Below are 20473 nucleotides of genomic sequence, written 5' to 3'. Positions count from 1 at the left end.
TGCGCTTCAGTCCTCGACGGCGAGCAGCCCCTCGCGAGGCGTCGGATACCGCAGCCGCAGGCGCAGCTCGCGCTTGAGCCGCCGATTGTCCATCCGGCGCGACTCGTTCATGAAGCTCATCTGCATCAGTGAGAACACGCCGGGCGCCTCCGCCCGCGTCACGCGCGCCGGCGGCGCCATGCCGCACAAGGACGCGGCCAGCTCGAAGTAGTCGCCCATGAGCAGTGCGCTGTCGTCGCTCGCGTGCAGCACGCGCTGCGCCGGGCCGCGCATCAGCGCCAGCAGGCAGGCACGGGCCAGGTCGTCGGCCTGGATGTGGTTCGTGAAGACGTCGTCCTCGCGGGCCAGGACCGGCAGCCCCTTGCCGAGCCGCTCGCGCGGATGTCCGCCTTCCCGGTCGAACGCGTAGATGCCGGGCACGCGCAGGACGGTCACCGACGCGCCGGTCACGCGGCCCCACTGGCGCAGTTGGTCCTCGGCATCGACGCGGCGCCAGGCGCGGTCGTTCGACGGATTCACGGTGCGCGTCTCGTCGATGCGCGCACCGGCGCAGTCGCCGTAGACGCCGCTGGTGCTCGCATAGACCAGACGCGCCGGCGCCGCGGAACGCGACAGTGCCTGCAGCAGACGCCGGGTACGCTCATCCGTGCGCCCCTGGGCGGCCGGCGGCGCCAGGTGCAGCACGCGGTCCGCGAGCCCCGCCAGCCGGCCCAGCGACGCGGCGTCGTCCAGGTTCCCGATCAGCGGGATCGCGCCGGCGGCACGCAGTTCATCGACCCGCGCCGCGGTACTGGTCAGGGCGAACACCGTCCACCGCCCGGCCAGTTGCCGCAGCACCCGCCTCCCGACGTCGCCGCATCCGACGATCAGCAGGCGGCCGCGGCGACGACGGCGGTTGACGGCAGGCGAAGCGGGATTGGCACCGGGCATGGGGTCTTGGCGGGCTGGGGCAAAATGGCGGGTTAGTTTAGTCACCCCCGCACCATGAGCTTCCAGGTCACCGTACTGCCCGCCGGCCGCAACTTCACCGTCGACGACGACGAAACCGTGCTGGCCGCGGCCATCCGCCAGGGCATCGGCCTGCCCTACGGCTGCAAGGACGGCGCCTGCGGCTCCTGCAAGAGCCGGCTCATGGAGGGTCAGGTCGTGCACGGCGAGCACCAGACCAAGGCGCTGCCGCCGGAGGACGAAGCCGCCGGCTTCATCCTCACCTGCTGCGCGAAGCCGCAGACGGATTGCACGGTCGAGGCCCGCACGGTGCCTGGCGCCGGCGAGTTCCCGGTGCTGAAGCTGCCCAGCCGCGTGATCACGGTCGAGAAGCCGGCCGGCGACGTCGCCGTGATCCGGCTGCAACTGCCGGCCAACCAGAACCTGCAGTACCGCGCCGGCCAGTACGTCGAGTTCATCCTGCGCGACGGCGCCCGTCGCAGCTACTCGATGGCGAACGCGCCGAGCCGGCTCGGCACGCCGCCGGCGATCGAGCTGCACATCCGCCACATGCCGGGCGGCAAGTTCACCGACCACGTCTTCGGCGCCCTCAAGGAAAAGGACATCCTGCGCATGGAAGGCCCCTTCGGCAGCTTCTTCCTGCGCGAGGACAGCGACAAGCCGATCGTGCTGCTCGCGTCCGGTACGGGCTTCGCGCCGATCAAGGCGATCCTGGAGCGCATCCAGGATCAGGGCATCACCCGCCCGGTGACGTTGTACTGGGGCTGCCGGTCCAAGGCCGATCTGTACCTGCACGACTGGGCGGAGGCGACCGCCGCCGCGATGCCCTCGTTCACCTACGTGCCGGTATTGTCCGAACCCAAGGCGGAGGACGGCTGGACCGGCCGCACCGGCTTCGTCCATCAGGTCCTGATGGCGGATCTGCCCGACCTGTCGAAGCACCAGGTCTATGCCTGCGGCGCGCCGGTGATGGTGGAGTCCGCGCAGCGCGACTTCGTCGCCGCCTGCGGCCTACCCGCCGAGGAGTTCTACGCCGACGCGTTCACCTCCGAATTGGACAAGCACGCGGGCTGAGCACGTCCACCTAGCGCCCGCGCAAGTCCCCCTTCCCGGCGTGACATGCGCCATGGCGATGCGCGGCGTTCCATACTTTCGGACATGAAGCATTTCCCGCCGCCCTATTCCAGCGCCGCGCAGTTCGAGCAGCAACTGCAGGACCTCGGTCACACGGTCATCGCACCCGAGAGCCTGACGCACTGGCTGCACTGCCAGGCCGGCGACCTGCGCGGGCTGCAGACCTTCTGGAACGACCTGCCCCCCGACGCCTACCTGCGCGACGGCGGCCGCTACCGGTTCCGGCGGCATGCGAGCTTCGTGGTGGACGCACAGGCCGATCCGTCCGTGCGGCTGGCGCCGCATCGCGCGCACTGGCAGCCGGTGGACTACAACGCGCTGCACGGCGGCATCGAACGCTGGTTCGAGCCGATGGATCCCGCCGCGGTCGACCTGCCGATCTGGCCGCGGCTGCTGCTGGGCCTGGCCTCGGTGGCGGACCGGCTCAAGGGCGCGCGGCCCTGGTTCGTCGAGGCGCACCAGTTCCGCATCGACACCGCCGGCGGCATCGGCCGGCCGACGCCCGAGGGCGCGCACCGCGACGGCGTGGACCTGGTGGCGGTGTTCATGCTGGCGCGCCAGGGCATCAAGGGCGGCGAGTCGCGCGTCTTCGAGGCCGACGGCCCGCGCGGCCAGCGCTTCACGATGATGGAGCCGTGGACGCTGCTGCTGCTCGACGACGAGCGGGTCATCCACGAGACCACGCCCATCCAGCCCTTCGATCCCGCGCATGCCGGCCACCGCGACACCTTGGTCGTGACGCTGCGGGCGGACGCCTTCATGGGGCGTTGAGGTCTGCCGCGGCAAGGTCGGGCAGTTCGGCGAAGAACGTCGACCCATGGCCCGGCGAACTCATCACGCCGACGCTGCCCCCCTGGGCCTCGACGATGCGCTTGCTCAGCGCCAGACCCAGGCCGGTGCCTCGATAACGCCGTCGATCCTCCGACGGCAGCTGCGTGAACTCGGTGAACAGCCGTGGCAGATCAGCGGCCGCGATCCCTGGGCCGGTGTCGCTGACCTCGATCCGGAAACCGTGAGTGCCGGATCGCTGGCCGCGCACGACGATCTCGCTGTTGGCCGGCGTGAATTTCCAGGCATTGGACAGATAGTTGTAAAGCACCTGCCGCAAGCGCAGCGGATCCGTCCAGACGCTCGCCAGATCGTCGCCGATCTCGAGCCGGACCGTCATCGGCTTGTCGGTGAAGCTGCCCGTCACGATGTCGACCACTTCGCGCGCGACATCGACAAGGCGGGTCGCTTCCGGACGGAGGTCGATGCCGCCGGCATCGATGCGCGCCATGTCGAGGATGTCGTTGATGAGCGCCAGCAGATGACGACCGCTGGTCAGGATGTGCCCGGCATAGCGCTGCACGGCCGTCGTGTCCATCGCGGCGGGCCCGTCGCCCAGCAGCTGGGAGAACCCGATGATCGCGTTCAAGGGGGTCCGCAACTCGTGCGACATGTTGGCCAGCACCCGTTCCTTCTGGCGGCTGGCCTCCAGGATGCGCTTGTTCTCGAGCTGCAGTTCCTCGCTGCGCAGTCGAAGTGCCTGCGAGCGCATCCGCTCGCGGGCCTCGCGGGCGCGCACGATGGCGTAATCGATGGCCCGCAGCAGTGAACGGGGACGGACGTCCTGCTTCGACAGATAGTCCTGCGCGCCGGCCGTCATGCAGGACAACGCGAGCTGGTCATCCTCCAGACCGGTGAGCACGACGATCGGCGTGTCGCGCGCCTGCGACCGGACCGCCTTCACGCAGTCGATGCCTTGCGCATCGGGCAACCGCAGGTCCAGCAGGATGGCCGACACGCGCTGGTGCTGCAGCGTGCGCACCGCCTCGTCCAGTCTCGCCGCACGCACCACCCGCCGCGGCGGTACGGCGCCGCTTTCGGCCAGCAGGTCGGCGATCAGGTCCGCGTCGCCGTCGTTGTCCTCCACGAGCAGGATCGGCCAGCGCGCGCGCGAGGGTTCCAGGCCCAGGTCGTCGGGCAGCGCGCTCATGGCAGCTTCACCACCGTGAACCAGAAACCCTCGATCGCCTGCACGATGGTCTGGAACGCCACCAGCCCCACGGGCTTGGTCACATAGCAGTTGGCCCCGAGCTGGTAGCTCCTGACGATGTCATGCTCGGCGTCGGACGAAGTCAGCACCACCACCGGGATCTCCCGCAGACCGGGCTCCTGCTTGATCCGCGCCAGCACCTCCCGGCCTGTCACCTTGGGCAGGTTCAGGTCGAGCAGGATGAGGTCAGGCGACACGACCGCCTCGAACGGCGGTTGGCGCAGCAGCCGGGCCAGCGCCTGCGCGCCGTCGACCGCCACGGCGATGTCCAGTTTCAGCTTGCCTTGCTCCAGGGTTTCGATCACCAGATCGGCGTCGCCGGGGTTGTCCTCGACCAGGAGGACGCTGAGCGGCCGGCTCACGAGGCGTCCTCCGGCCGGGCGGCGGACAGCGTGAAGGAGACGACGCTGCCGCGCCCCGGTTCGGAGTCGATCCGGATCGTCCCGCCGTGTCGCTCCACGATGCGCTTGGCGATCGCCAGACCGATGCCGCTGCCGTCGTAACGCCCCTGCTCGTGCAGGCGCTGGAACATCTGGAAGACGCGTTCAGCGTATTGCATGTCGATGCCGATGCCGTTGTCGCTCACGCTGAACCGCCAGCGCGGGCCTTCGCGGGTCGCCTCGACGCGCACGAGCGGCGCCGACTCCGAACGGAACTTGATGGCGTTGCTCACCAGGTTCTGCAACAGCTGGTGCAGTTGGACCTCGTCGGCCAGCACAAGCGGCAGCGGCCCCGCCTCCACGGCGCCGCCCGACTCGCGCAGGAGGCGCTGCAGGCCGTGCGTGACCGCGGCGAGCACCTCTCCGGCAGCGACCGGCGCCAGCGGCTTGCCCTGCGACCCCACCCGGGAATAGGCCAGCAGGTCCGCCACAAGCCGCTGCATCCGGCGCGCGCCATCGGACGCATAGTGGATGTACTTGTCGGCGCGATCGTCGAGCTGCCCCGCATACCGTTGCGCCAGGAGCTCGGTGTAGTTGGCGACCATGCGCAGCGGCTCCTGCAGATCGTGGGAAGCCACATAGGCGAACTGCTCCAGGTCCGCATTGCTGCGACGAAGTTCGTCCTCGTAGCGTTCCCGCGCGCTCTTGCGCTCGGTGATGTCGATGATGGAGGCAAGCGTGCACAAGCCTTCGTCCGTGTCGATCGGACTCAGGCCGATCTCTATCGGCACTTCCTCGCCCCCCTTGCGCCGTCCGAACAGGTCCCGCCCCGCGCCCATGGGCCGCGTCTCGGGCTGGGCGAAGAACTGCGCGACATGACGCGGATGTTCCCCGTGGAAACGGCTCGGTATCAGCAGCTCCACCGGTGCGTCGAGCAACTCGTCACGGGCGTAGCCGAAGAGCTCTTCCGCCTTGCGGTTGACCAGCCGGATCCGGCGTCGGCGATCCACGAGCACGATGGCGCTCGGGATCGCCTCCACGATCGACCGGTAACGGTCGTCGCTGCGGTCGATGGACATGGGGGAACCTCCCAGCCTGACGATTCGTTCGTCTTTGAATTTCTCTGCGCCACCGGTGTATCACGGGCCAATCCGTGCGCCAATCGCCCAACAAGGGGACGGCGTGGTTGCTGCGGCACAGGCGGGCCAAGCGGCTTAAACTGCCGGCCCGCACGCCACAAGCGTGACATCCCCTGCCGGATCGTCAGCGTCCGGTCTTCTTCAAGCATCACAAGTGCAGGTTCCCATGAACGCCATCACCGACATCGCCCGCGCCCTCGCCGCCGGTTCGACCGACGCCATCCCCTCGTCCCTCTTCGGCCTGCCCGACCAGGCGCCGCACGAACGCGTGCTGCTGGCCGCGGATCCGGAAACCGGCCTCAAGGCGATCCTGGCGGTGCACAGCACCGCGCGCGGCCCGGCCTTCGGCGGCTGCCGCTTCTGGAACTACGACAACGAGCTGGCCGCGCTGAACGACGCGCTGCGGCTGTCGCAGGGCATGAGCCTGAAGAACGCGCTGGCCAACCTGCCCTTCGGCGGCGGCAAGGCGGTGATCATCAAGCCGCAGGGCGATGTCGACCGCGCCGCGCTGTTCGCGGCCTTCGGCCGAGCGGTGCAGTCGCTGCAGGGCGCCTACATCACCGCCGAGGACGTCGGCACCACCACGGCCGACATGAAGGGCATGATGGCCCAGACGCAGTACGTGTCGGGCATCCCGCGCGAAGGCGCCTTCGGCGGCGACCCCAGCCCCAAGACCGCCTACGGTGTGTTCGTGTCCATCGACGAAGGCGTCAAGCGCGTGCTGCGCCGCGAATCGCTCGAAGGCGTGCGCGTCGCGCTGCAGGGCCTGGGCGCGGTGGGCTGGCACCTGGCTGAATACCTGCATCGCGCCGGCGCCAAGCTGGTCGTCGCCGACGTGAACGCCGAGAAGGTCGCGCGCGCGCAGGTCGAGCTGGGCGCGAAGGCCGTCGGCATCCACGAGATCCTGGCGGCGGACGTCGACGTCGTCGCGCCGTGCGCGCTGGGCGCGACGCTGAACGCGCAGAGCATCCCCGCGCTGCAGGCCGCGCTGATCGCCGGCGCCGCCAACAACCAGCTGGCCACGGCCGCCGACGGCGACGCGCTGCAGGCCCGCGGCATCACCTACCTGCCGGACTATCTGGTGAACGCCGGCGGCATCATCAGCGTCGCGCGCGAGTTCCGCAACGAAGGCGAGGAGAACGCGGTGATGGCCGAGGTCGGCCAGATCCGCCATCGCGTCGCCGAGCTGCTGGACCGCATCCAGGTCAGCGGCCAGACGCCGGCGCGCGAGGCCGACGCCTGGGCGCGTTCGCTGCTGGTCAAGCCGGTCTGATCGCTCCCGCTTCGCGATGACGACGGCGCCTTCACGGCGGCGTTGTCGACGGGACTGGCGGGCGGCAATGCGTATCTGAACGTGCACTCGACCTTCGCGCCGGGCGGGGAGATCCGCGGCTTCCTGGTGACCAGCGCGGTGCCCGACCCGTCGAGTGACGCGTTGATGATCGCCGGTGCGCTCACGGTCGGCGGTCTGGCGCGGCGGCGAATGCACCAGGGCTGACCGGGGCGGACGCCGCCGATCCGCCGCCCGATTGACGGCGTCGCCCTGTCATCGAACGACACACGTCGGGGACACGTCAGACGGTCCAACCCCTCCCTGCCTCGGTATGCTCCAGGCTCTGCCCTCCACGGGGAGCCCGCGAAAAGAACGGGCCTCCGATCGGAGCGGCTGCGGGAGCAGTGGGGAGGAACGGCAAGATGGTCATCGAGAGGTTCTGGTTGCGTTGGCCGACGGCGGTGCTCGTCTTCGTCGCCGCGACCTGGCTCAACCTGCAGCTCCAGCCGGCGCTCAGCGGCCGCGAGCCGTTGCTGCCCTACTTCCCCTCGCTGGTGATCGTCGGACTGGTCTGCGGCATGGCGCCCGCGCTGACCTTCCTGGTCGCGGCCAGCCTCGCGATCCTCTACCTCTGGGTCGAGCCGGTCGGACAGATGTTCCCGGTCAACTCGCTGCCGGACGCCGCGATGGTCGTGCTGTTCCTGCTGACGGGCTTGCTTGTCGCCTCGGTATCTGCCTGGGCGGGGCGGCTGATGCGGAAGAAGCGCAACAGCCGCCGGCGGCTCAACCTCGCGCTGGCCGCGGGCCGCATGATCACCTGGGACTGGGACGCCGTGACCGGCTTCGCCACCACCGGCGGCGGCGCCAAGCAGCTCTTCGGCCAGCACTGGAAGTCCATCGACGACATGCTGGCCGGCATGTCCGCCGAGGACGCGACGCGCTTCCGCGACCGCTACCGCTACGCCACGCAGAGCGGCGGCCGCTTCAGCCTGGCCTGCCCGATCACGCGCGCGGACGACGGCGAGGTCGTCTGGACCCAGTTCGACGGCTATGTGAGCCTGGACGCGAAGGGCCGCGCGGTGCATGCCTACGGCGTCGCGGTCGACGTCACGCAGCAGCAGGAGGCGCTGCGCGCCAGCCAGGCCGCGGAGGAGCGTTTCCACCTCGCGCTGCAGAGCGGCAAGGTGATGGCCTGGGAATGCGACGTCCAGGGCCGCTACACCTGGGCCTTCAACACGCCGATGGGCTTCACGCGCGAGGCGCTGATCGGCGCGGAGGTCGGCAGCCTGGTCGGCGAGCCGGAGTTCGCCGGCATCGTCCGCGAGGCGGTGCTGACAGGTCACTCGATGAACCTGGCGCAGCGCACGACGCACAGCGGCAGGATCTACCAGCTGCTCACCTCGCTGCGGCCGATCATGGCGGAGGACGGCCAGGTGCAGCGGGTGATCGGGGCGACGGTGGACGTCACCGAGCTGTCGGCGGCGCAGGAGGAACTGCGGCGCGAGAGCGAGCGCAAGGACTCCTTCCTGGCCACGCTCGCGCACGAGCTGCGCAACCCCATGGCGCCGATCCGCTACGCGGTCGCGATGCTGCGGCAGTCGTCGTCGGACGACACCCGCGCGCAGGCCACGGACATCATCGCGCGGCAGTCGGCGCACATGGCGCGGCTGCTGGACGACCTGCTGGACATGAGCCGCATCACGCGCAACGTGGTCGAGCTCAAGCGCCAGGTCATCGACCTGCGCACGGTGGTGCGGCAGGCGCTGGAGGCGATCGAGCCGCTGTATGTCGAGATGCAGCACCGCGTCACGCTGTCGCTGCCGCCGGCCGCGGTGCCGGTGGACGGCGATCCGACACGGCTGCAGCAGGTGCTGGGCAACCTGCTGGACAACGCGGCCAAGTACAGCCCGGAGCCGGGCGAGGTGGATGTGGACGTCGCGGTGGTGTCGGGACGGGCCCAGATCACGGTGACGGACCGGGGCGTGGGCATCGCGCCGGCGATGCAGCCGCGGGTCTTCGAGCTGTTCACGCGCATCGATGCGCGCGGTCCGGCGCCGTCGGGGCTGGGCATCGGCCTGGCCGTGTCGAAACAGCTGGTGCAGCTGCACGACGGCACGATCGCCGTGGCGAGCGAAGGCATCGGACACGGCAGCCGTTTCACGGTCAGCCTGCCGTTGGTGGAGGACGCCCCGGCCGCCCCCGCGAGCGCGGACGGGACCTCGGTCGACGGCGCACGCCCGCTGGCGGCGCAGAGTCGGAGTCAGACCCTGGTCCTGGTCGTCGACGACAACGTGGACGCCGCCAATACGCTGGCCGAGGTGTTGCGTGGCGTCGGGTATCGCGCGACCGTCGCCTACAGCGGCGAGGAGGCGCTGGCGGTCTTCGAACGCACGCAGCCGCGCGTGGTGCTGCTGGACATCGGCCTGCCCGGGCTCTCCGGGACGGATGTCGCGCGCCAGCTGAGATCGACGCCAGGCGCCGAGCCGCTCGCGTTGATCGCGATCACCGGCTGGGGCCAGCGCTCCGACCGCGAGGCCACCGCCGCCGCGGGCTTCGACGCCCACCTGGTCAAGCCGGTGGAGTTCAACGAGCTGGAGCAGGTGATGGAAGAACTGCTCGACGCAGGGAACCCGGCCGTCTAGGTATGACTGCTGGACGCAGGGCGTCTCGCCGTTCAGGGATGACTATGTCTCCCGCTTGCGAGAGGGTGCGGCCAGCGGCCTCGGGAGTCCATCAGATCCTGCTCGCCAGCGAGGTCAAGCGATCAACGCCGCACCGAACACCAGCGCGCCCATGCCCACCAGCAGCAGGGGCAGATAGAGCGCCGTGAGCACCCCGCCCCGCCAGACGCCGCCCCACCAACTGGTGCCGTAGACGGTGCGCAGCGCGATGACACCGTGCAGCAACACCAGTGCGACGATGCCTGTCGCAGCGGCCGGCAGCACGATCGCCAGCAGATAGGCGGCGAACCAGCAGGCATGCAGGTGCAGCGCGAAGACGAAATGCTCGGCGTACTTCATCCGCCGCCGCAGGAAGACCAGTGCGAGCAGGCCGGCGAACACCGGCTGCATCAACAGCATCGCGTACGGTGCGAGCTTGTCCAGGCGCTTCTGCACCTGCACGGCGGAGCTGCTGGCCAGGCGCTCGCCGACGCCGTCGAGGCGACGTTGCCAGTCGGTGCAATGACTCCCTGGGCTGGAGCAACTGCCCTGGCGCGCCTGCGCGATGGCCTGTTCGTCGCGCGTCACCTTGAGCCCGTGATCGCCGGGCAGCAGATGCACGGCGATGAAGAAGATGAAGCTGAGGCTCAGGTAGAGGCGCAACGGCTGTACATATCTCCGGCGTCGGCCGATGAAGTACTCGCGCGTCAGACGTCCGGGCAGGAACAGCATCGCCCACAGGGTCCGCCACAACGGCCCCTCCAGCGCGACGTAGTGGCCGACGAATTCATGGATGAACTCGCGCATCGAGGCCGCGTGCAGATGGGCTTCCTGGCCGCAATGGGGACAGAAGTGCGCGCCGGGCTGGAGCGCCAGATCGCAGTTGTGGCAGGTCGCGGCGGCGGGCGCCGGGGGGTGGCCCGAAGGAGGGACCGAAGCGGGGACCGAGGGAAGAGGCGTCATCGCGGGCGGCTCCGAAGTCGTCGTAGGCGCGCCGGCGATTCACTCCCTGCCGGTCGAGCGGGCCCGATGATAGGTCGCGGGCATGGAAGTCCCGGGTCGGGTTCCCCCGGGGCGCGGCGGCGCTGGCATGCCGGTTGCCTGTTGTCGGCAAGGGCCTCAGGAGGAGGCCGGCATCACAACAGGAGTCCGTCATGACCTTCCGCCACCTCGCCGCCGCCCTCGTCGGCACCGCCGCCCTGCTGACCGGCATCGGCGCCTCGGCCCAATCCGTCGGCAAGGCGTCCGATCCCGAGCGGGACGTGGGCCGCGCCGCCCCCGGGCAGGACAACTCCTACTTCAACGTCACGGCGAAGAACCGCATCCCGGCGCCGCTGCTGCCGCTCAAGAAGGGCCAGTGCGTGATCTGGTATCCCGAGAAGGGCATCGCGGAGCACACGGGGCCGATGCCCTGCTCGCCGCTGCCCAAGGTCGAGCCGGGCGGCTGGCTGATCGCGCCGTCGAAGGATCCGGTGATCCTCGAAGCGGCGGTTTATCACGCGGAGAACCCCGGCGTCGTCATCGCCCGCGGCTCCTTCGATGCGCGGACGCGCTACCTCGTGCGCACGCTGGATCCGGACAGCAAGATGGATATCCAGAAGGGCAAGGCGAAGCCCTGAACGGGTTCAAGTGCTCCGGCGTCATGTCTCGGCAGCGGCAAATCTGATGGCGAGGGATCGTCAGGCCTCGCGCATCAGCCGCAACTCGACTTCCCAGTCGACATAGCTCCACTCGTGCGTGCTGCGGAGATCCCGCAACAGCTTGTCGAAGATGGGCTCATTCTGCGGCGCGTACTCGAACCAGGTCAGGAAGTCGAACGGCTCCGGCGTGGGCAGGTCTCGGCAGTGGTGCAATCGGCGCGCGATCGCCGGCAAGGCCTGAAGACCGATGGCGATGTGGCGGGAGTCCGCTTCGAAGATCCGTCGGCGTTCGTCCTGGGTCAGCGCCCACCAGGTCGCGTTCTTTCGGATCGGGATCAGCGCCGCGCAGGTAGCGCCGGGACGGCCCAGTGGCTCCTGCCTGTTGACCAGCGCGGCCTTCTCCTCGCGCTCCACGTAGCGCTCGTTGCTCGTCACGCCGCTGAGCATCCAATGCATCGAATCAGGTGTCGGCGACGTCGGCGGCACGACCGTCAGCGCGGCCACGTCCGCGAGCGCTTCGCCGACGATCACACGCTGATCGAGCACCTGCCAGTCGCCGCGATCGACGCCGGCAAACCGGAAGTAGCGGGCGCTGAGCGACGCACCAGCGTGCGTGCCGTCAAGCGATGGCAATGGACTCATCACAGTTGCTTCTCCAAGACACGCCGCCGCATCTCCGCGGGATAGTCGATGAAACCCAACGACTGGTAGAGCGATCGTGCTTCCGTCGTTGCGCCGAGATTGAACTCGCGTACACCCAGCGCCTCGCATCGCGCCATCACGTTGGCGACGAGAGAACGCGCGATGCCATGGCCCCGATGCTGCGGCTCGACGAAGACGTTGGCGACACGTCCCATCAGTCCGCCCGGATTGGCGCGCGTCGGGCCCCAGTCCAGCAGGACGACGCCGGCACCGCCGACGACCGCGCCATCGTGGTTAGCAAACAGGCCGAGATAACGCCCGGCATCGATGCGAGGCGCCAGCCACGCCGTGTAGCCTGCACGGCGATGCGCATCCTCTTGGCGGTAGCACGCATGCGCGGCGATCTGATCGGCATCCGAAGACAGAACGGCGCGTTCAGTCCAAAAAGGATTCATCGAAATTGGCGGGATCAACTAGTCTCCGCGCGACACTCTATCGTGGGCTCACGGCTCTCGGATCCGGCGCTCAGAAATTTCATTCGCAGTTCGCCAACTCGATGATCGCGAAGCCCTCGCGGTCGATCTGCTCGACGACCGGTTCCGGCGCGATTTCCATGTGGCAGAAGCGGCACTCTTCAGCCGACAGCTGGTGCGCAGGCAGGCCGCGCGCAGCGAGGTACCTGCGGCCGAAAGCCAGCACCTGTTCCTGCGCGCGGGACGCGTCCGGAACGAGGATGTCGAAATGCATCAGGCGGCCGTCGGGGCGGGTGACGTAGGTGTCGAATACGGCGATCTTCATGGGGTCCACATCGGGCAAGTTGTCGATGCGCCAGTGTGGAAGACCGCAGCGCGACGGACGCCACTGAACGTCCAGCACCCGAATCAGATCGTCCCGGCAGGCCACCACGTGGCAATCGAGCGTGCTGAGGCCTCCCTCCGAAGCAGGCGTCAATTCGCGTTCGTCTTGGAGGGCTCCGCGAGCGCCTGCCGCCACTCGCGCGGCGAGCGCCCGACCCGCTGGGTGAAGACGCGCGACAGCGCGGACGCATTCGCATATCCCAGCTGATCGGCGATCTGCTTGATCGAGCGGCCCAGCCGCAGTTGCTCCTGCGCCAGGCTCAGCCGCCAGTCGGCGAGGTACGCGGCCGGCGCTTGCCCCACCAGCTCGCGGAAGCGCGCCGCGAAGGCGCTGCGCGACATGCCGGCGCGCTCGGCCATACGTTCGAGCGACCACGCCTCGCCCGGCGCTTCGTGGACCGCCGCGAGCGCCAGCGCGACCCGCGGGTCCGACAGGCCGGTCACCAGCCCGGGCTGCACGCCCGCCTCCGCCGGATGGTCGATGAGCCAGCGCAACAGCTGGATCAGCACGACCTCGAACAGGCGATCCGCCAGCACGCGTTGTCCGCAGCGCAGCCGTTCCGTCTCCGAGAACAGTAGCTGCAGCGACAGCTCCAGCCCCTCCACGCGCGCCAGCGGCAACAGCACCAACGGCGGCAGCGCCCGCACCAGCGGATTCAGCGGACCGCCGTCGAATTCCAGCTCCGCGCAGGTGAAGTCGCACCCCTCGCGCGGCGGATTGCGGAACTCGTGCGCCACCGGGCGCGGATAGAAGAGCAGCGACGGCTCGTCCACGCGCAGCTTGCGCGGCAGGCCCGCGCTGGCCGGATGGCGCAGCTCCATCTCGCCGCGCTTCATCACATGCAGGAAGCCGCGGCCCGGCACCGGATCGAAGGGATTCACCCCGCACAGCGGTCCGACGTGGAACAGCCGCGCGCGAACGCGGAAGTGCTCCAGCAGCGACGACAGGCGGTCGATCGGCGGAAGCGACGCCGTCGACCCGGGAGTCGATGGGGCAGTTGATGCGGACTTGGCAGCCATGGACGTTTGGATGCGTTTGATGGATGAAATGCGGCCAATAGTACTCCTTCGAAGCACACACTGACGTCCAGCAGCAGACGAACACCAGACGCTGCCTGACACCAAGCACCGATACCCCACATCCACCCCTGAAAGGAAACATCATGTCCACGACTTCCCGCGTCGCCCTCGTCGATCCCAAGCAGGCCCAAGGCGACGCCAAGGTCGCGCTCGACCAGATCCAGGCCGCCTTCGGCGCCACGCCGGCGATGTTCCGCGCCGTGGCCAACTCGCCCGCCGCCATCAAGAGCATGTGGGGCAGCTTCGGCGCCCTGGGCGGCGGCGTGATCCCCGCCAAACTCGGCGAGCAGATCGCCGTCGCCATCGCCGATCGCAACGCCTGCGCGTACTGCCTGGCCGCGCACACCGCGCTGGGCCGCAAGGCGGGCGCCACCTCCGACGAGATGGCCGCCGCGCAGATGGGCGAATCGGCCGATCCCACCACCGCCGCCGCGCTGCGCTTCGCGCTCAAGGTCGTCAGCGACCGCGCCCAGGTCAACGACGCCGACGTGCAATCGCTGCGCGATGTCGGCTTCGACGACGGCGCCATCGTCGAGATCCTCGCGCACGTCGCGCTGAACCTGTTCACCAACTATGTGAACGTCGCCTTCGCGGTGCCGGTCGACTTCCCGTCGGTGAAGCTGCGCCGCGCCTGAGCGCGTATCGCCGACCGGCTCGCGCCCATCGCGGGTCGGTCAGGCTCCGGCAGCAACGGGCCGACGTGGCACATCCCTTGCACGGCCGCAGGGCATGCTCCCGCCGACTGCCCTGCCCGCTCCCGTCGCTCCCGTCGCGCCCGTCGCGCCCGTCGATGCCCTCGGCGGCCAGGCCTCGCCCGACGAGGCCGCGCGTCGTCTCGCGCTGCTGCTGGCCAGCACCGGCGAGGGCATCTTCGGCATCGACATGGACGGGCGATGCACCTTCGTGAATCGCGCCGCCTGCGACACGCTGGGCTGGCGCACCGACGAGGTGCTCGGGCGCAACATGCATGCGCTGATCCACCACTCCCATGGCGACGGCAGCGGCTACCAGGAGTGCGACTGCCCCATCTTCAACGCCTTCCGTCGCGGCGACCCCTGCCGCATCGACGACGAGGTGCTCTGGCGCGCCGACGGCAGCGCCTTCCCGGCCGAGTACTCCAGCTATCCGCTCTTCGAGCATGGCCAGGTCCAGGGCGCCGTGGTCACCTTCGTCGACATCTCCAAGCGCAGGCAGGCCGAGGAGCAGCTGCGCGCCAGTCACGACCAGCTCGAACGTCGTGTCGCCGAGCGCACCTCGCAGCTGCGCGAACTCGCCCATCACCTCGAAGCTGTCCGCGAGACCGAGCGCAAGCGCATCGCGCGCGAGATCCACGACGAACTCGGTTCGCTGCTGGTCGCGCTGAAGATGGACCTCAACTGGCTGGAACGCCGCGTCGGCGACAACGCGCAACGCGACGCCATGGTGGCGAAGTGCCACCGCATGGGCGGCCTGGTCGACACCGCGGTGGATGCCGTCGGTCGCATCATCACGGACCTGCGCCCCAGCATCCTCGATCACCAAGGTCTCTGGGCCGCGCTCGAATGGCAGGCGCAGGAGTTCCAGCTCGCCGGCAGCGACGAGCGCGACGTGCGCTTCCGCATCTTCGTCGCCGCCGACGTCGTCCCGCCGGAAGGCGGCCTGGCGATCGCGGTCTTCCGCATCTTCCAGGAGGTGCTATCCAACGTCGCGCGTCACGCGAAGGCCTCGCGCGTGGAGATCCGCATCGACGTCGATGCGCCGCCGCTTCCGGTGCTCTACCTGCAGGTCAGCGACGACGGCGTGGGCGCCCGTGACGAGGCGCTCAACGACGCGCGCAGCTACGGCGTGCTCGGCATGCGCGAACGCGCGGCGCAGTTCGGCGGACGGCTGGGCATCTCCAGCGCACCGGGGCGCGGCACGACGGTGCGGCTGGTGATGCCGCTCGAAGGCGCAGCGCCGGAAGGAATGCCGTCATGACCATCCGCGTCCTGATCTGCGACGACCACCGCATCGTGCGCGAGGGCATTAAGCAGATCCTCGCCGAAGCCAGCGACCTGCGTGTGATGGGCGAGGCCGCCAACGGTCCCGAGGCGATCCAGCAGGTGCGCGCCGGTGCTGCGGCCGGTGCGGGTCCGGACGTGGTGCTGCTGGACATCGCGATGCCGCAGCGCGACGGGCTCGACATCCTCAAGGCGCTGCGCAGCGAGTTCCCGAAACTGCCGGTGCTGATGCTCTCCACCTATCCGGACCGGCAGTACGCGGTGCGCAGTCTCAAGCTGGGCGCAGCCGGTTACCTCAACAAGAGCGCCGACAGCGAGCAGATGATCGATGCCGTGCGCACCGTCGCGCGCGGACGCCGCTTCATCACGCCCAGCGTCGCCGAGCATCTGGCCGCCGCCATCGGGGACGGCTTCGCCGCGGATGACGGCGTCCCGTTGCATGAGGTGCTGTCGCACCGCGAGCATCAGGTCTTCCAGATGCTGGTGGCGGGTCGCAGCGTCGGAGAGATCGCGGAGCAGCTCGTCCTGTCCTCCAACACCGTTTCCACCTACCGCGCGCGCATCCTTGAGAAGACCGGTGTGCGCAACGACGTGGAGTTGACCCTCTTCGCCGTGAGGCGCGAGCTCCTCTTCCCCTGACCTCGGTCCAGGAAAGACACGAGGTCAGCGAGTCTCAGTGGGGCCGGAATGGGGCTTGGGGTCCCTGGAGGGGTGCCCCATGCCCCGTGGAGAGCCCGCGCTTGGCTGAACGATGTCATGGCCGAGGGCGATCGCGAGGTTTGTAGTGCCACCCCTACACGAGAACCACGCCGCGCACGATGCCGCGAACCGTCGTGCTTTCCTAGAGTGGAGTCCTCCGTCCACCGACCTGGAAAGCAGCGATGAGCGACCTCCGACACGACCCTTACGACGCTGATCGGCCGCTGCTGATGCACTGCGCCTGCGGCCGCCACGGCAGCGAGGCGGAGCACGCCCGCCAACTCGACCGTGACCAGGCCGTCTCGACGCTACGGACGCGGGCCGATGCGATGGACACGACGGACATCGAAGCCGAATCCAACCAGTTCGTCGAAGCGGCGCTGGTGAAGGCGCTGTTCCCGCAGGATGCGCTGCGGCGACGTTTCCTGCGCGCGGTCGGCCGCGGCAGCGCGATGGCCGCCATCGGCAGCGTGCTCCCGATCGCGCCGCTGCAGGCGATGGCGCAGGAGCGCGGCGCGCTCGAGAAGAAGGATCTCAAGATCGGCTTCATCCCCATCACCTGCGCGACGCCGCTGATCATGGCGCACCCGCTGGGCTTCTACGCCAAGCAGGGACTGAACGTTGAAGTCGTGAAGACCGCCGGCTGGGCGCTGATCCGCGACAAGATCATCAACAAGGAGTACGACGCCACGCACTTCCTCAGCCCGATGCCGCTGGCCATCAGCCTGGGGCTGGGCGCGACGGCCACGCCGATGAACGTGGCGACCATCCAGAACACCAACGGCCAGGCCATCACGCTGGCGATGAAGCACAAGGACAGGCGCGATCCGAAGTCGTGGAAGGGCTTCAAGTTTGCCGTGCCGTTCGAGTACTCGATGCACAACTTCCTGCTGCGTTACTACGTGGCGGAAGCGGGGCTCGATCCAGACCGTGACATCCAGATCCGCGTCGTGCCGCCGCCGGAGATGGTCGCCAATCTGCGGGCCGGCAACATCGACGGCTTCCTCGGCCCGGATCCGTTCAACCAGCGCGCCGTTTTCGAGGAAGCCGGCTTCATCCACATCCTGTCGAAGGAACTGTGGAACGGCCACCCCTGCTGCGCCTTCGGCACCAGCACCGAGTTCATCCAGAAGCATCCGAACACCTTCGCCGCGCTGTACCGCGCGGTGCTGACCTCCGCCGCGATGGCGCGCGAGGCGCGCAACCGCGAGCTCATCGCCAAGGTCATCGCGCCGCAGGCCTATCTCAACCAACCCGAGACGGTGATCGCGCAGGTGCTGACCGGCAAGTTCGCGGACGGTCTGGGCAACGTGCGCGTCGTGCCCGACCGCGCCGACTTCGACCCGATCCCCTGGCAGAGCATGGCCGTGTGGATGCTCACGCAGATGAAGCGCTGGGGCTACCTGAAGGGCGACGTGAACTACAGGCAGATCGCGGAGAAGGTCTTCCTGCTCACCGACGCGAAGAAGCAGATGAAGGCGCTCGATCAGGCCGTTCCGGACGGCGCGTATCCGAAGTTCAGCGTCATGGGCAAGACCTTCGATCCCGCGCAGCCCGATGCCTACGTGGCGGGCTTCGCGATCAAGCGCGCGTGACCGGGGATCGTCGATGACATCGCTGAACGCGCGCGCCGCCCTGCTCTCGCTGCTGCTCTTCGGGCTTCTGCTGGGCATCTGGCACCTGGCGACGATGAATGCCGGGGCCGCCTCTCTCGCGACCGCCGCCGCGCCGGCCATGACGCCCGAGCAGATCGAATACGCCAGGCTCATGGGCAAGCCCGTGCCTGCCGACGCCGGCGCAAGCACCTCTCCAGTGACGACGAAAAGCGGCTTCCCGACGCTTGCGCAGATGGGCGCGACGGTGGTGCATCACCTCGCCGATCCGTTCTACGACAAAGGCCCCAACGACAAGGGCATCGGCCTGCAGCTCGCCTACTCTTTGGGGCGCGTCGCGCTGGGCTACGTGCTCGCCGCGCTCGTCGCGATCCCGCTGGGCTTCGCGATCGGCATGAGCCCGCTGATCCACCGCGCGCTCGATCCCTTCATCCAGGTGCTCAAGCCGATCTCGCCGCTGGCGTGGATGCCGCTGGCGCTCTACACGATCAAGGATTCGGCGGCGAGCGGCATCTTCGTGATCTTCATCTGCAGCGTCTGGCCGATGCTGATCAACACGGCCTTCGGCGTCGCCGGCGTGCGCAAGGAGTGGCTCAACGTCGCCCGCACGCTGGAGGTCCGACCGCTGCGCCGCGCGCTCGAAGTCATCCTGCCCGCCGCCGCGCCGACCATCCTCACCGGCATGCGCATCAGCATGGGCATCGCCTGGCTGGTGATCGTCGCGGCGGAGATGCTGGTGGGCGGCACCGGCATCGGCTACTTCGTCTGGAACGAGTGGAACAACCTCAGCCTGCCCAACGTGGTCTTCGCCATCCTCGTGATCGGCCTCGTGGGCATGACGCTGGACGGGCTGTTCGCCCGCGCGCAGAAGGCGGTGACGTATGCGGATTGATCCCCTGGAACAGGGTGCCGCGGCGGCGGTCGACACCATGCCCGACAGGTCGCCCGTGCTGGTCCGTGTCGAAGGCCTGGCCAAGCGTTACGGCGATACGACCATCTTCGAGGACGTGAACTTCACGCTGCGTCAAGGCGAGTTCGTCTGCATCGTCGGCCACAGCGGCTGCGGCAAGACGACCATCCTCAACACCCTCGCCGGTCTGGAGCGGGCGAGCGACGGCCACGTCATCGTCGACGGCCGCGAGGTCGTCGCACCGGGGCTGGACCGCGGCGTCGTCTTCCAGGGCCATGCGTTGATGCCCTGGCTGACAGTGCGGCAGAACATCGCCTTCGCGGTCCGCAGCAAGTGGCCGGACTGGTCGAAGGCGAAGATCGACGAGCAGGTGTGCAAGTACGTGGCGCTGGTCAGCCTGACGCCGGCGCTCGACAAGAAGCCGAGCCAGCTCTCCGGCGGCATGAAGCAGCGCGTCGGCATCGCGCGCGCCTTCGCGATCGAGCCGCGCATGCTGCTGCTCGACGAGCCCTTCGGCGCGCTGGATGCGCTCACGCGCGGCACCATCCAGGACGAGCTCCTCAAGATCTGCGCCGCCACTCGCCAGACGGTCTTCATGATCACGCACGACGTCGACGAAGCCATCCTGCTCGCCGACCGCGTGATGCTGATGTCGAACGGCCCGAATGCGCGGGTCGCGGAGATCGTCGTGAACACGATGGCCCGCTCGCGCCAGCGCGCCACGCTGCACCACGATCCCCAGTACTACCCGATGCGCAACCACCTCATGGACTTCCTGGTGGAGCGCAGCCATCCCGTCACCCCAGCAAGGAGCATCCCATGAGCCGACTCGACGTCACCGAAAAGATCATCGCCACCAAGGTGGCCAGGGGCCTGAAGTGGTCCGACGTGGCCGAGGCGGTCGGCCTCAGCAAGGAGTGGGTCACGGCCGGCTGCCTGGGGCAGATGACCTTCGACGATGCGCAGGCCGCGACGCTCGCGGGGATCTTCGACCTCACCGAGGCGGAGACGCAGTGGCTCAAGGTCGTGCCCTACAAGGGCAGCCTGCCGACGTCGGTGCCGACGGATCCGCTGATCTACCGCTTCTACGAGCTGATCAGCGTCTACGGCACGACGTTCAAGGAGCTGATCCACGAAGAGTTCGGCGACGGCATCATGAGCGCGATCGACTTCCGCATGGACCTGCAGCGCGAACCCGATCCGAAGGGCGATCGCGTCAGCATCGTGATGAGCGGGAAGTTCCTGCCGTACAAGACGTATTGAGGCGGCCGTCTTCCGGACTGGCCCCTCAGCCTTGGAGGCGTCAGTCGGCGCGCAGTGCCGCCATCGTCCCGCGGGCGGTCGATGCCGTCTTTCCCCGCCGTGACACGAGCATCATGGAGCGGTCCTCGGAGCGTGGTCGTTGTCTTCAGGCCGATCCGGAACCGCAATCGACGCGGAGCCAATGATCCACGCCGGTCCCATTCCGGCGAGCTGGAGCC

General features: G+C 68.8%; 21 protein-coding genes and 1 pseudogene. 13 read left to right on the top strand and 9 right to left on the bottom strand.

Annotation, left to right across the window (positions count from 1 at the left end; all coding sequences use genetic code 11):
* Window positions 1-6 precede the first annotated feature (6 nt).
* Entirely contained in the window at window positions 7-930 is a 924-nt protein-coding gene (locus PV762_RS03825; RefSeq protein ID WP_421033682.1) for an NAD-dependent epimerase/dehydratase family protein, read from the bottom strand.
* A gap of 54 nt (window positions 931-984) precedes the next feature.
* Here PV762_RS03825 and PV762_RS03820 point away from each other — a divergent pair, with 54 nt between their 5' ends.
* Window positions 985-2022, top strand: coding sequence for a CDP-6-deoxy-delta-3,4-glucoseen reductase (locus PV762_RS03820; RefSeq protein WP_421033681.1), 1038 nt, complete (start codon window positions 985-987; stop codon window positions 2020-2022).
* Window positions 2023-2106: 84 nt separating this feature from the next.
* Window positions 2107-2853 (top strand): 2OG-Fe dioxygenase family protein, encoded by a 747-nt coding sequence (locus PV762_RS03815; protein ID WP_421033680.1) that lies wholly within the window; start codon window positions 2107-2109, stop codon window positions 2851-2853.
* Here the strand turns inward: PV762_RS03815 and PV762_RS03810 are convergent.
* From PV762_RS03810 to PV762_RS03800, 3 genes are read right to left on the bottom strand one after another with little or no spacing between them, the layout of a single operon-like run.
* Window positions 2840-4060, bottom strand: coding sequence for a hybrid sensor histidine kinase/response regulator (locus PV762_RS03810; RefSeq protein ID WP_421033679.1), 1221 nt, complete (start codon window positions 4058-4060; stop codon window positions 2840-2842). The genes PV762_RS03815 and PV762_RS03810 overlap by 14 nt on opposite strands.
* A complete protein-coding gene (locus PV762_RS03805; protein ID WP_421033678.1) occupies window positions 4057-4482 on the bottom strand; it encodes a response regulator in 426 nt (141 codons plus the stop codon). The genes PV762_RS03810 and PV762_RS03805 overlap by 4 nt, the downstream gene beginning before the upstream one ends.
* Entirely contained in the window at window positions 4479-5579 is a 1101-nt protein-coding gene (locus PV762_RS03800) for a sensor histidine kinase (RefSeq protein WP_421033677.1), read from the bottom strand. The genes PV762_RS03805 and PV762_RS03800 overlap by 4 nt, the downstream gene beginning before the upstream one ends.
* Window positions 5580-5805: 226 nt before the next feature.
* Between PV762_RS03800 and PV762_RS03795 the strand changes: the two genes are divergently transcribed.
* The 3 genes and pseudogenes from PV762_RS03795 (at window position 5806) to PV762_RS03785 (ending at window position 9554) form a co-directional block, all read left to right on the top strand.
* Window positions 5806-6912: a Glu/Leu/Phe/Val family dehydrogenase gene (locus PV762_RS03795; protein WP_421033676.1), complete on the top strand. Its 1107-nt coding sequence runs from the start codon at window positions 5806-5808 to the stop codon at window positions 6910-6912.
* 36 nt (window positions 6913-6948) lie between these two features.
* Window positions 6949-7137 (top strand): annotated as a pseudogene (locus PV762_RS03790) (CHRD domain-containing protein); the annotation flags it as partial.
* A gap of 197 nt (window positions 7138-7334) precedes the next feature.
* The gene (locus PV762_RS03785) at window positions 7335-9554 is read left to right on the top strand and encodes an ATP-binding protein (protein WP_421033675.1); all 2220 of its coding nucleotides are present in this window, start codon (window positions 7335-7337) and stop codon (window positions 9552-9554) included.
* 114 nt (window positions 9555-9668) lie between these two features.
* Here PV762_RS03785 and PV762_RS03780 read toward each other — a convergent pair whose 3' ends face one another.
* Window positions 9669-10535 carry a DUF3667 domain-containing protein gene (locus PV762_RS03780; protein WP_421033674.1) on the bottom strand — a complete coding sequence of 289 codons (867 nt, stop codon included), beginning with the start codon at window positions 10533-10535 and terminating at the stop codon, window positions 9669-9671.
* A 191-nt stretch (window positions 10536-10726) separates the two neighbouring features.
* On the opposite strand from PV762_RS03780, the gene PV762_RS03775 reads away from it, so the two are divergent.
* The gene (locus PV762_RS03775; protein ID WP_421033673.1) at window positions 10727-11191 is read left to right on the top strand and encodes a hypothetical protein; all 465 of its coding nucleotides are present in this window, start codon (window positions 10727-10729) and stop codon (window positions 11189-11191) included.
* A 60-nt stretch (window positions 11192-11251) separates the two neighbouring features.
* Here the strand turns inward: PV762_RS03775 and PV762_RS03770 are convergent, their stop codons facing one another.
* From PV762_RS03770 to PV762_RS03755, 4 genes are all read right to left on the bottom strand, one after another.
* The gene (locus tag PV762_RS03770; RefSeq protein WP_421033672.1) at window positions 11252-11854 is read right to left on the bottom strand and encodes a chlorite dismutase; all 603 of its coding nucleotides are present in this window, start codon (window positions 11852-11854) and stop codon (window positions 11252-11254) included.
* Window positions 11854-12327, bottom strand: a complete 474-nt coding sequence (locus tag PV762_RS03765; protein ID WP_421033671.1) for a GNAT family N-acetyltransferase — start codon at window positions 12325-12327, stop codon at window positions 11854-11856. Before PV762_RS03765 ends, PV762_RS03770 begins: the two co-directional genes overlap by 1 nt.
* 61 nt (window positions 12328-12388) lie before the next feature.
* Window positions 12389-12805 (bottom strand): DUF2024 family protein, encoded by a 417-nt coding sequence (locus tag PV762_RS03760; protein WP_421033670.1) that lies wholly within the window; start codon window positions 12803-12805, stop codon window positions 12389-12391.
* Complete coding sequence (locus PV762_RS03755) at window positions 12802-13731, bottom strand: cupin domain-containing protein (protein ID WP_421033669.1); 930 nt, start codon at window positions 13729-13731, stop codon at window positions 12802-12804. Before PV762_RS03755 ends, PV762_RS03760 begins: the two co-directional genes overlap by 4 nt.
* Before the next feature lie 143 nt (window positions 13732-13874).
* Between PV762_RS03755 and PV762_RS03750 the strand changes: the two genes are divergently transcribed.
* From PV762_RS03750 to cynS, 7 genes are all read left to right on the top strand, one after another.
* A complete protein-coding gene (locus PV762_RS03750) occupies window positions 13875-14426 on the top strand; it encodes a carboxymuconolactone decarboxylase family protein (protein WP_421033668.1) in 552 nt (183 codons plus the stop codon).
* A 94-nt stretch (window positions 14427-14520) separates the two neighbouring features.
* A complete protein-coding gene (locus PV762_RS03745) occupies window positions 14521-15747 on the top strand; it encodes a PAS domain S-box protein (protein WP_421033667.1) in 1227 nt (408 codons plus the stop codon).
* Entirely contained in the window at window positions 15744-16409 is a 666-nt protein-coding gene (locus PV762_RS03740) for a response regulator (protein WP_421033666.1), read from the top strand. The genes PV762_RS03745 and PV762_RS03740 overlap by 4 nt, the downstream gene beginning before the upstream one ends.
* 242 nt (window positions 16410-16651) lie before the next feature.
* The gene (locus PV762_RS03735; RefSeq protein WP_421033665.1) at window positions 16652-18064 is read left to right on the top strand and encodes a CmpA/NrtA family ABC transporter substrate-binding protein; all 1413 of its coding nucleotides are present in this window, start codon (window positions 16652-16654) and stop codon (window positions 18062-18064) included.
* A gap of 13 nt (window positions 18065-18077) precedes the next feature.
* Window positions 18078-18974 (top strand): nitrate ABC transporter permease, encoded by an 897-nt coding sequence (gene ntrB, locus PV762_RS03730; protein ID WP_421033664.1) that lies wholly within the window; start codon window positions 18078-18080, stop codon window positions 18972-18974.
* Window positions 18975-19011: 37 nt separating this feature from the next.
* The gene (locus tag PV762_RS03725) at window positions 19012-19815 is read left to right on the top strand and encodes an ABC transporter ATP-binding protein (RefSeq protein WP_421033726.1); all 804 of its coding nucleotides are present in this window, start codon (window positions 19012-19014) and stop codon (window positions 19813-19815) included.
* The gene (gene cynS, locus PV762_RS03720; protein ID WP_421033663.1) at window positions 19812-20255 is read left to right on the top strand and encodes a cyanase; all 444 of its coding nucleotides are present in this window, start codon (window positions 19812-19814) and stop codon (window positions 20253-20255) included. The genes PV762_RS03725 and cynS overlap by 4 nt, the downstream gene beginning before the upstream one ends.
* Window positions 20256-20473: the final 218 nt, after the last annotated feature.

The sequence above is a fragment of the Mitsuaria sp. CC2 genome, assembly GCF_048957715.1.
Classification (GTDB): domain Bacteria; phylum Pseudomonadota; class Gammaproteobacteria; order Burkholderiales; family Burkholderiaceae_C; genus Roseateles.
Note: the sequence above shows the minus strand (reverse complement) of the source record. Positions and strands in the feature narration are given on the sequence as shown.

Excerpts from the sequence above, each read along its gene's own strand:
- cynS (WP_421033663.1), top strand. The coding sequence starts at position 19,812 with ATGAGCCGACTCGACGTCACCGAAAAGATCATCGCCACCAAGGTGGCC.
- PV762_RS03735 (WP_421033665.1), top strand. The coding sequence starts at position 16,652 with ATGAGCGACCTCCGACACGACCCTTACGACGCTGATCGGCCGCTGCTG.
- PV762_RS03795 (WP_421033676.1), top strand. The coding sequence starts at position 5,806 with ATGAACGCCATCACCGACATCGCCCGCGCCCTCGCCGCCGGTTCGACC.
- PV762_RS03820 (WP_421033681.1), top strand. The coding sequence starts at position 985 with ATGAGCTTCCAGGTCACCGTACTGCCCGCCGGCCGCAACTTCACCGTC.
- PV762_RS03825 (WP_421033682.1), bottom strand. The coding sequence starts at position 930 with ATGCCCGGTGCCAATCCCGCTTCGCCTGCCGTCAACCGCCGTCGTCGC.
- PV762_RS03815 (WP_421033680.1), top strand. The coding sequence starts at position 2,107 with ATGAAGCATTTCCCGCCGCCCTATTCCAGCGCCGCGCAGTTCGAGCAG.
- PV762_RS03740 (WP_421033666.1), top strand. The coding sequence starts at position 15,744 with ATGACCATCCGCGTCCTGATCTGCGACGACCACCGCATCGTGCGCGAG.
- PV762_RS03745 (WP_421033667.1), top strand. The coding sequence starts at position 14,521 with ATGCTCCCGCCGACTGCCCTGCCCGCTCCCGTCGCTCCCGTCGCGCCC.
- PV762_RS03755 (WP_421033669.1), bottom strand. The coding sequence starts at position 13,731 with ATGGCTGCCAAGTCCGCATCAACTGCCCCATCGACTCCCGGGTCGACG.
- PV762_RS03785 (WP_421033675.1), top strand. The coding sequence starts at position 7,335 with ATGGTCATCGAGAGGTTCTGGTTGCGTTGGCCGACGGCGGTGCTCGTC.
- PV762_RS03780 (WP_421033674.1), bottom strand. The coding sequence starts at position 10,535 with ATGACGCCTCTTCCCTCGGTCCCCGCTTCGGTCCCTCCTTCGGGCCAC.
- PV762_RS03770 (WP_421033672.1), bottom strand. The coding sequence starts at position 11,854 with ATGAGTCCATTGCCATCGCTTGACGGCACGCACGCTGGTGCGTCGCTC.
- PV762_RS03775 (WP_421033673.1), top strand. The coding sequence starts at position 10,727 with ATGACCTTCCGCCACCTCGCCGCCGCCCTCGTCGGCACCGCCGCCCTG.
- PV762_RS03750 (WP_421033668.1), top strand. The coding sequence starts at position 13,875 with ATGTCCACGACTTCCCGCGTCGCCCTCGTCGATCCCAAGCAGGCCCAA.
- PV762_RS03810 (WP_421033679.1), bottom strand. The coding sequence starts at position 4,060 with ATGAGCGCGCTGCCCGACGACCTGGGCCTGGAACCCTCGCGCGCGCGC.
- PV762_RS03800 (WP_421033677.1), bottom strand. The coding sequence starts at position 5,579 with ATGTCCATCGACCGCAGCGACGACCGTTACCGGTCGATCGTGGAGGCG.
- PV762_RS03725 (WP_421033726.1), top strand. The coding sequence starts at position 19,012 with ATGCCCGACAGGTCGCCCGTGCTGGTCCGTGTCGAAGGCCTGGCCAAG.
- ntrB (WP_421033664.1), top strand. The coding sequence starts at position 18,078 with ATGACATCGCTGAACGCGCGCGCCGCCCTGCTCTCGCTGCTGCTCTTC.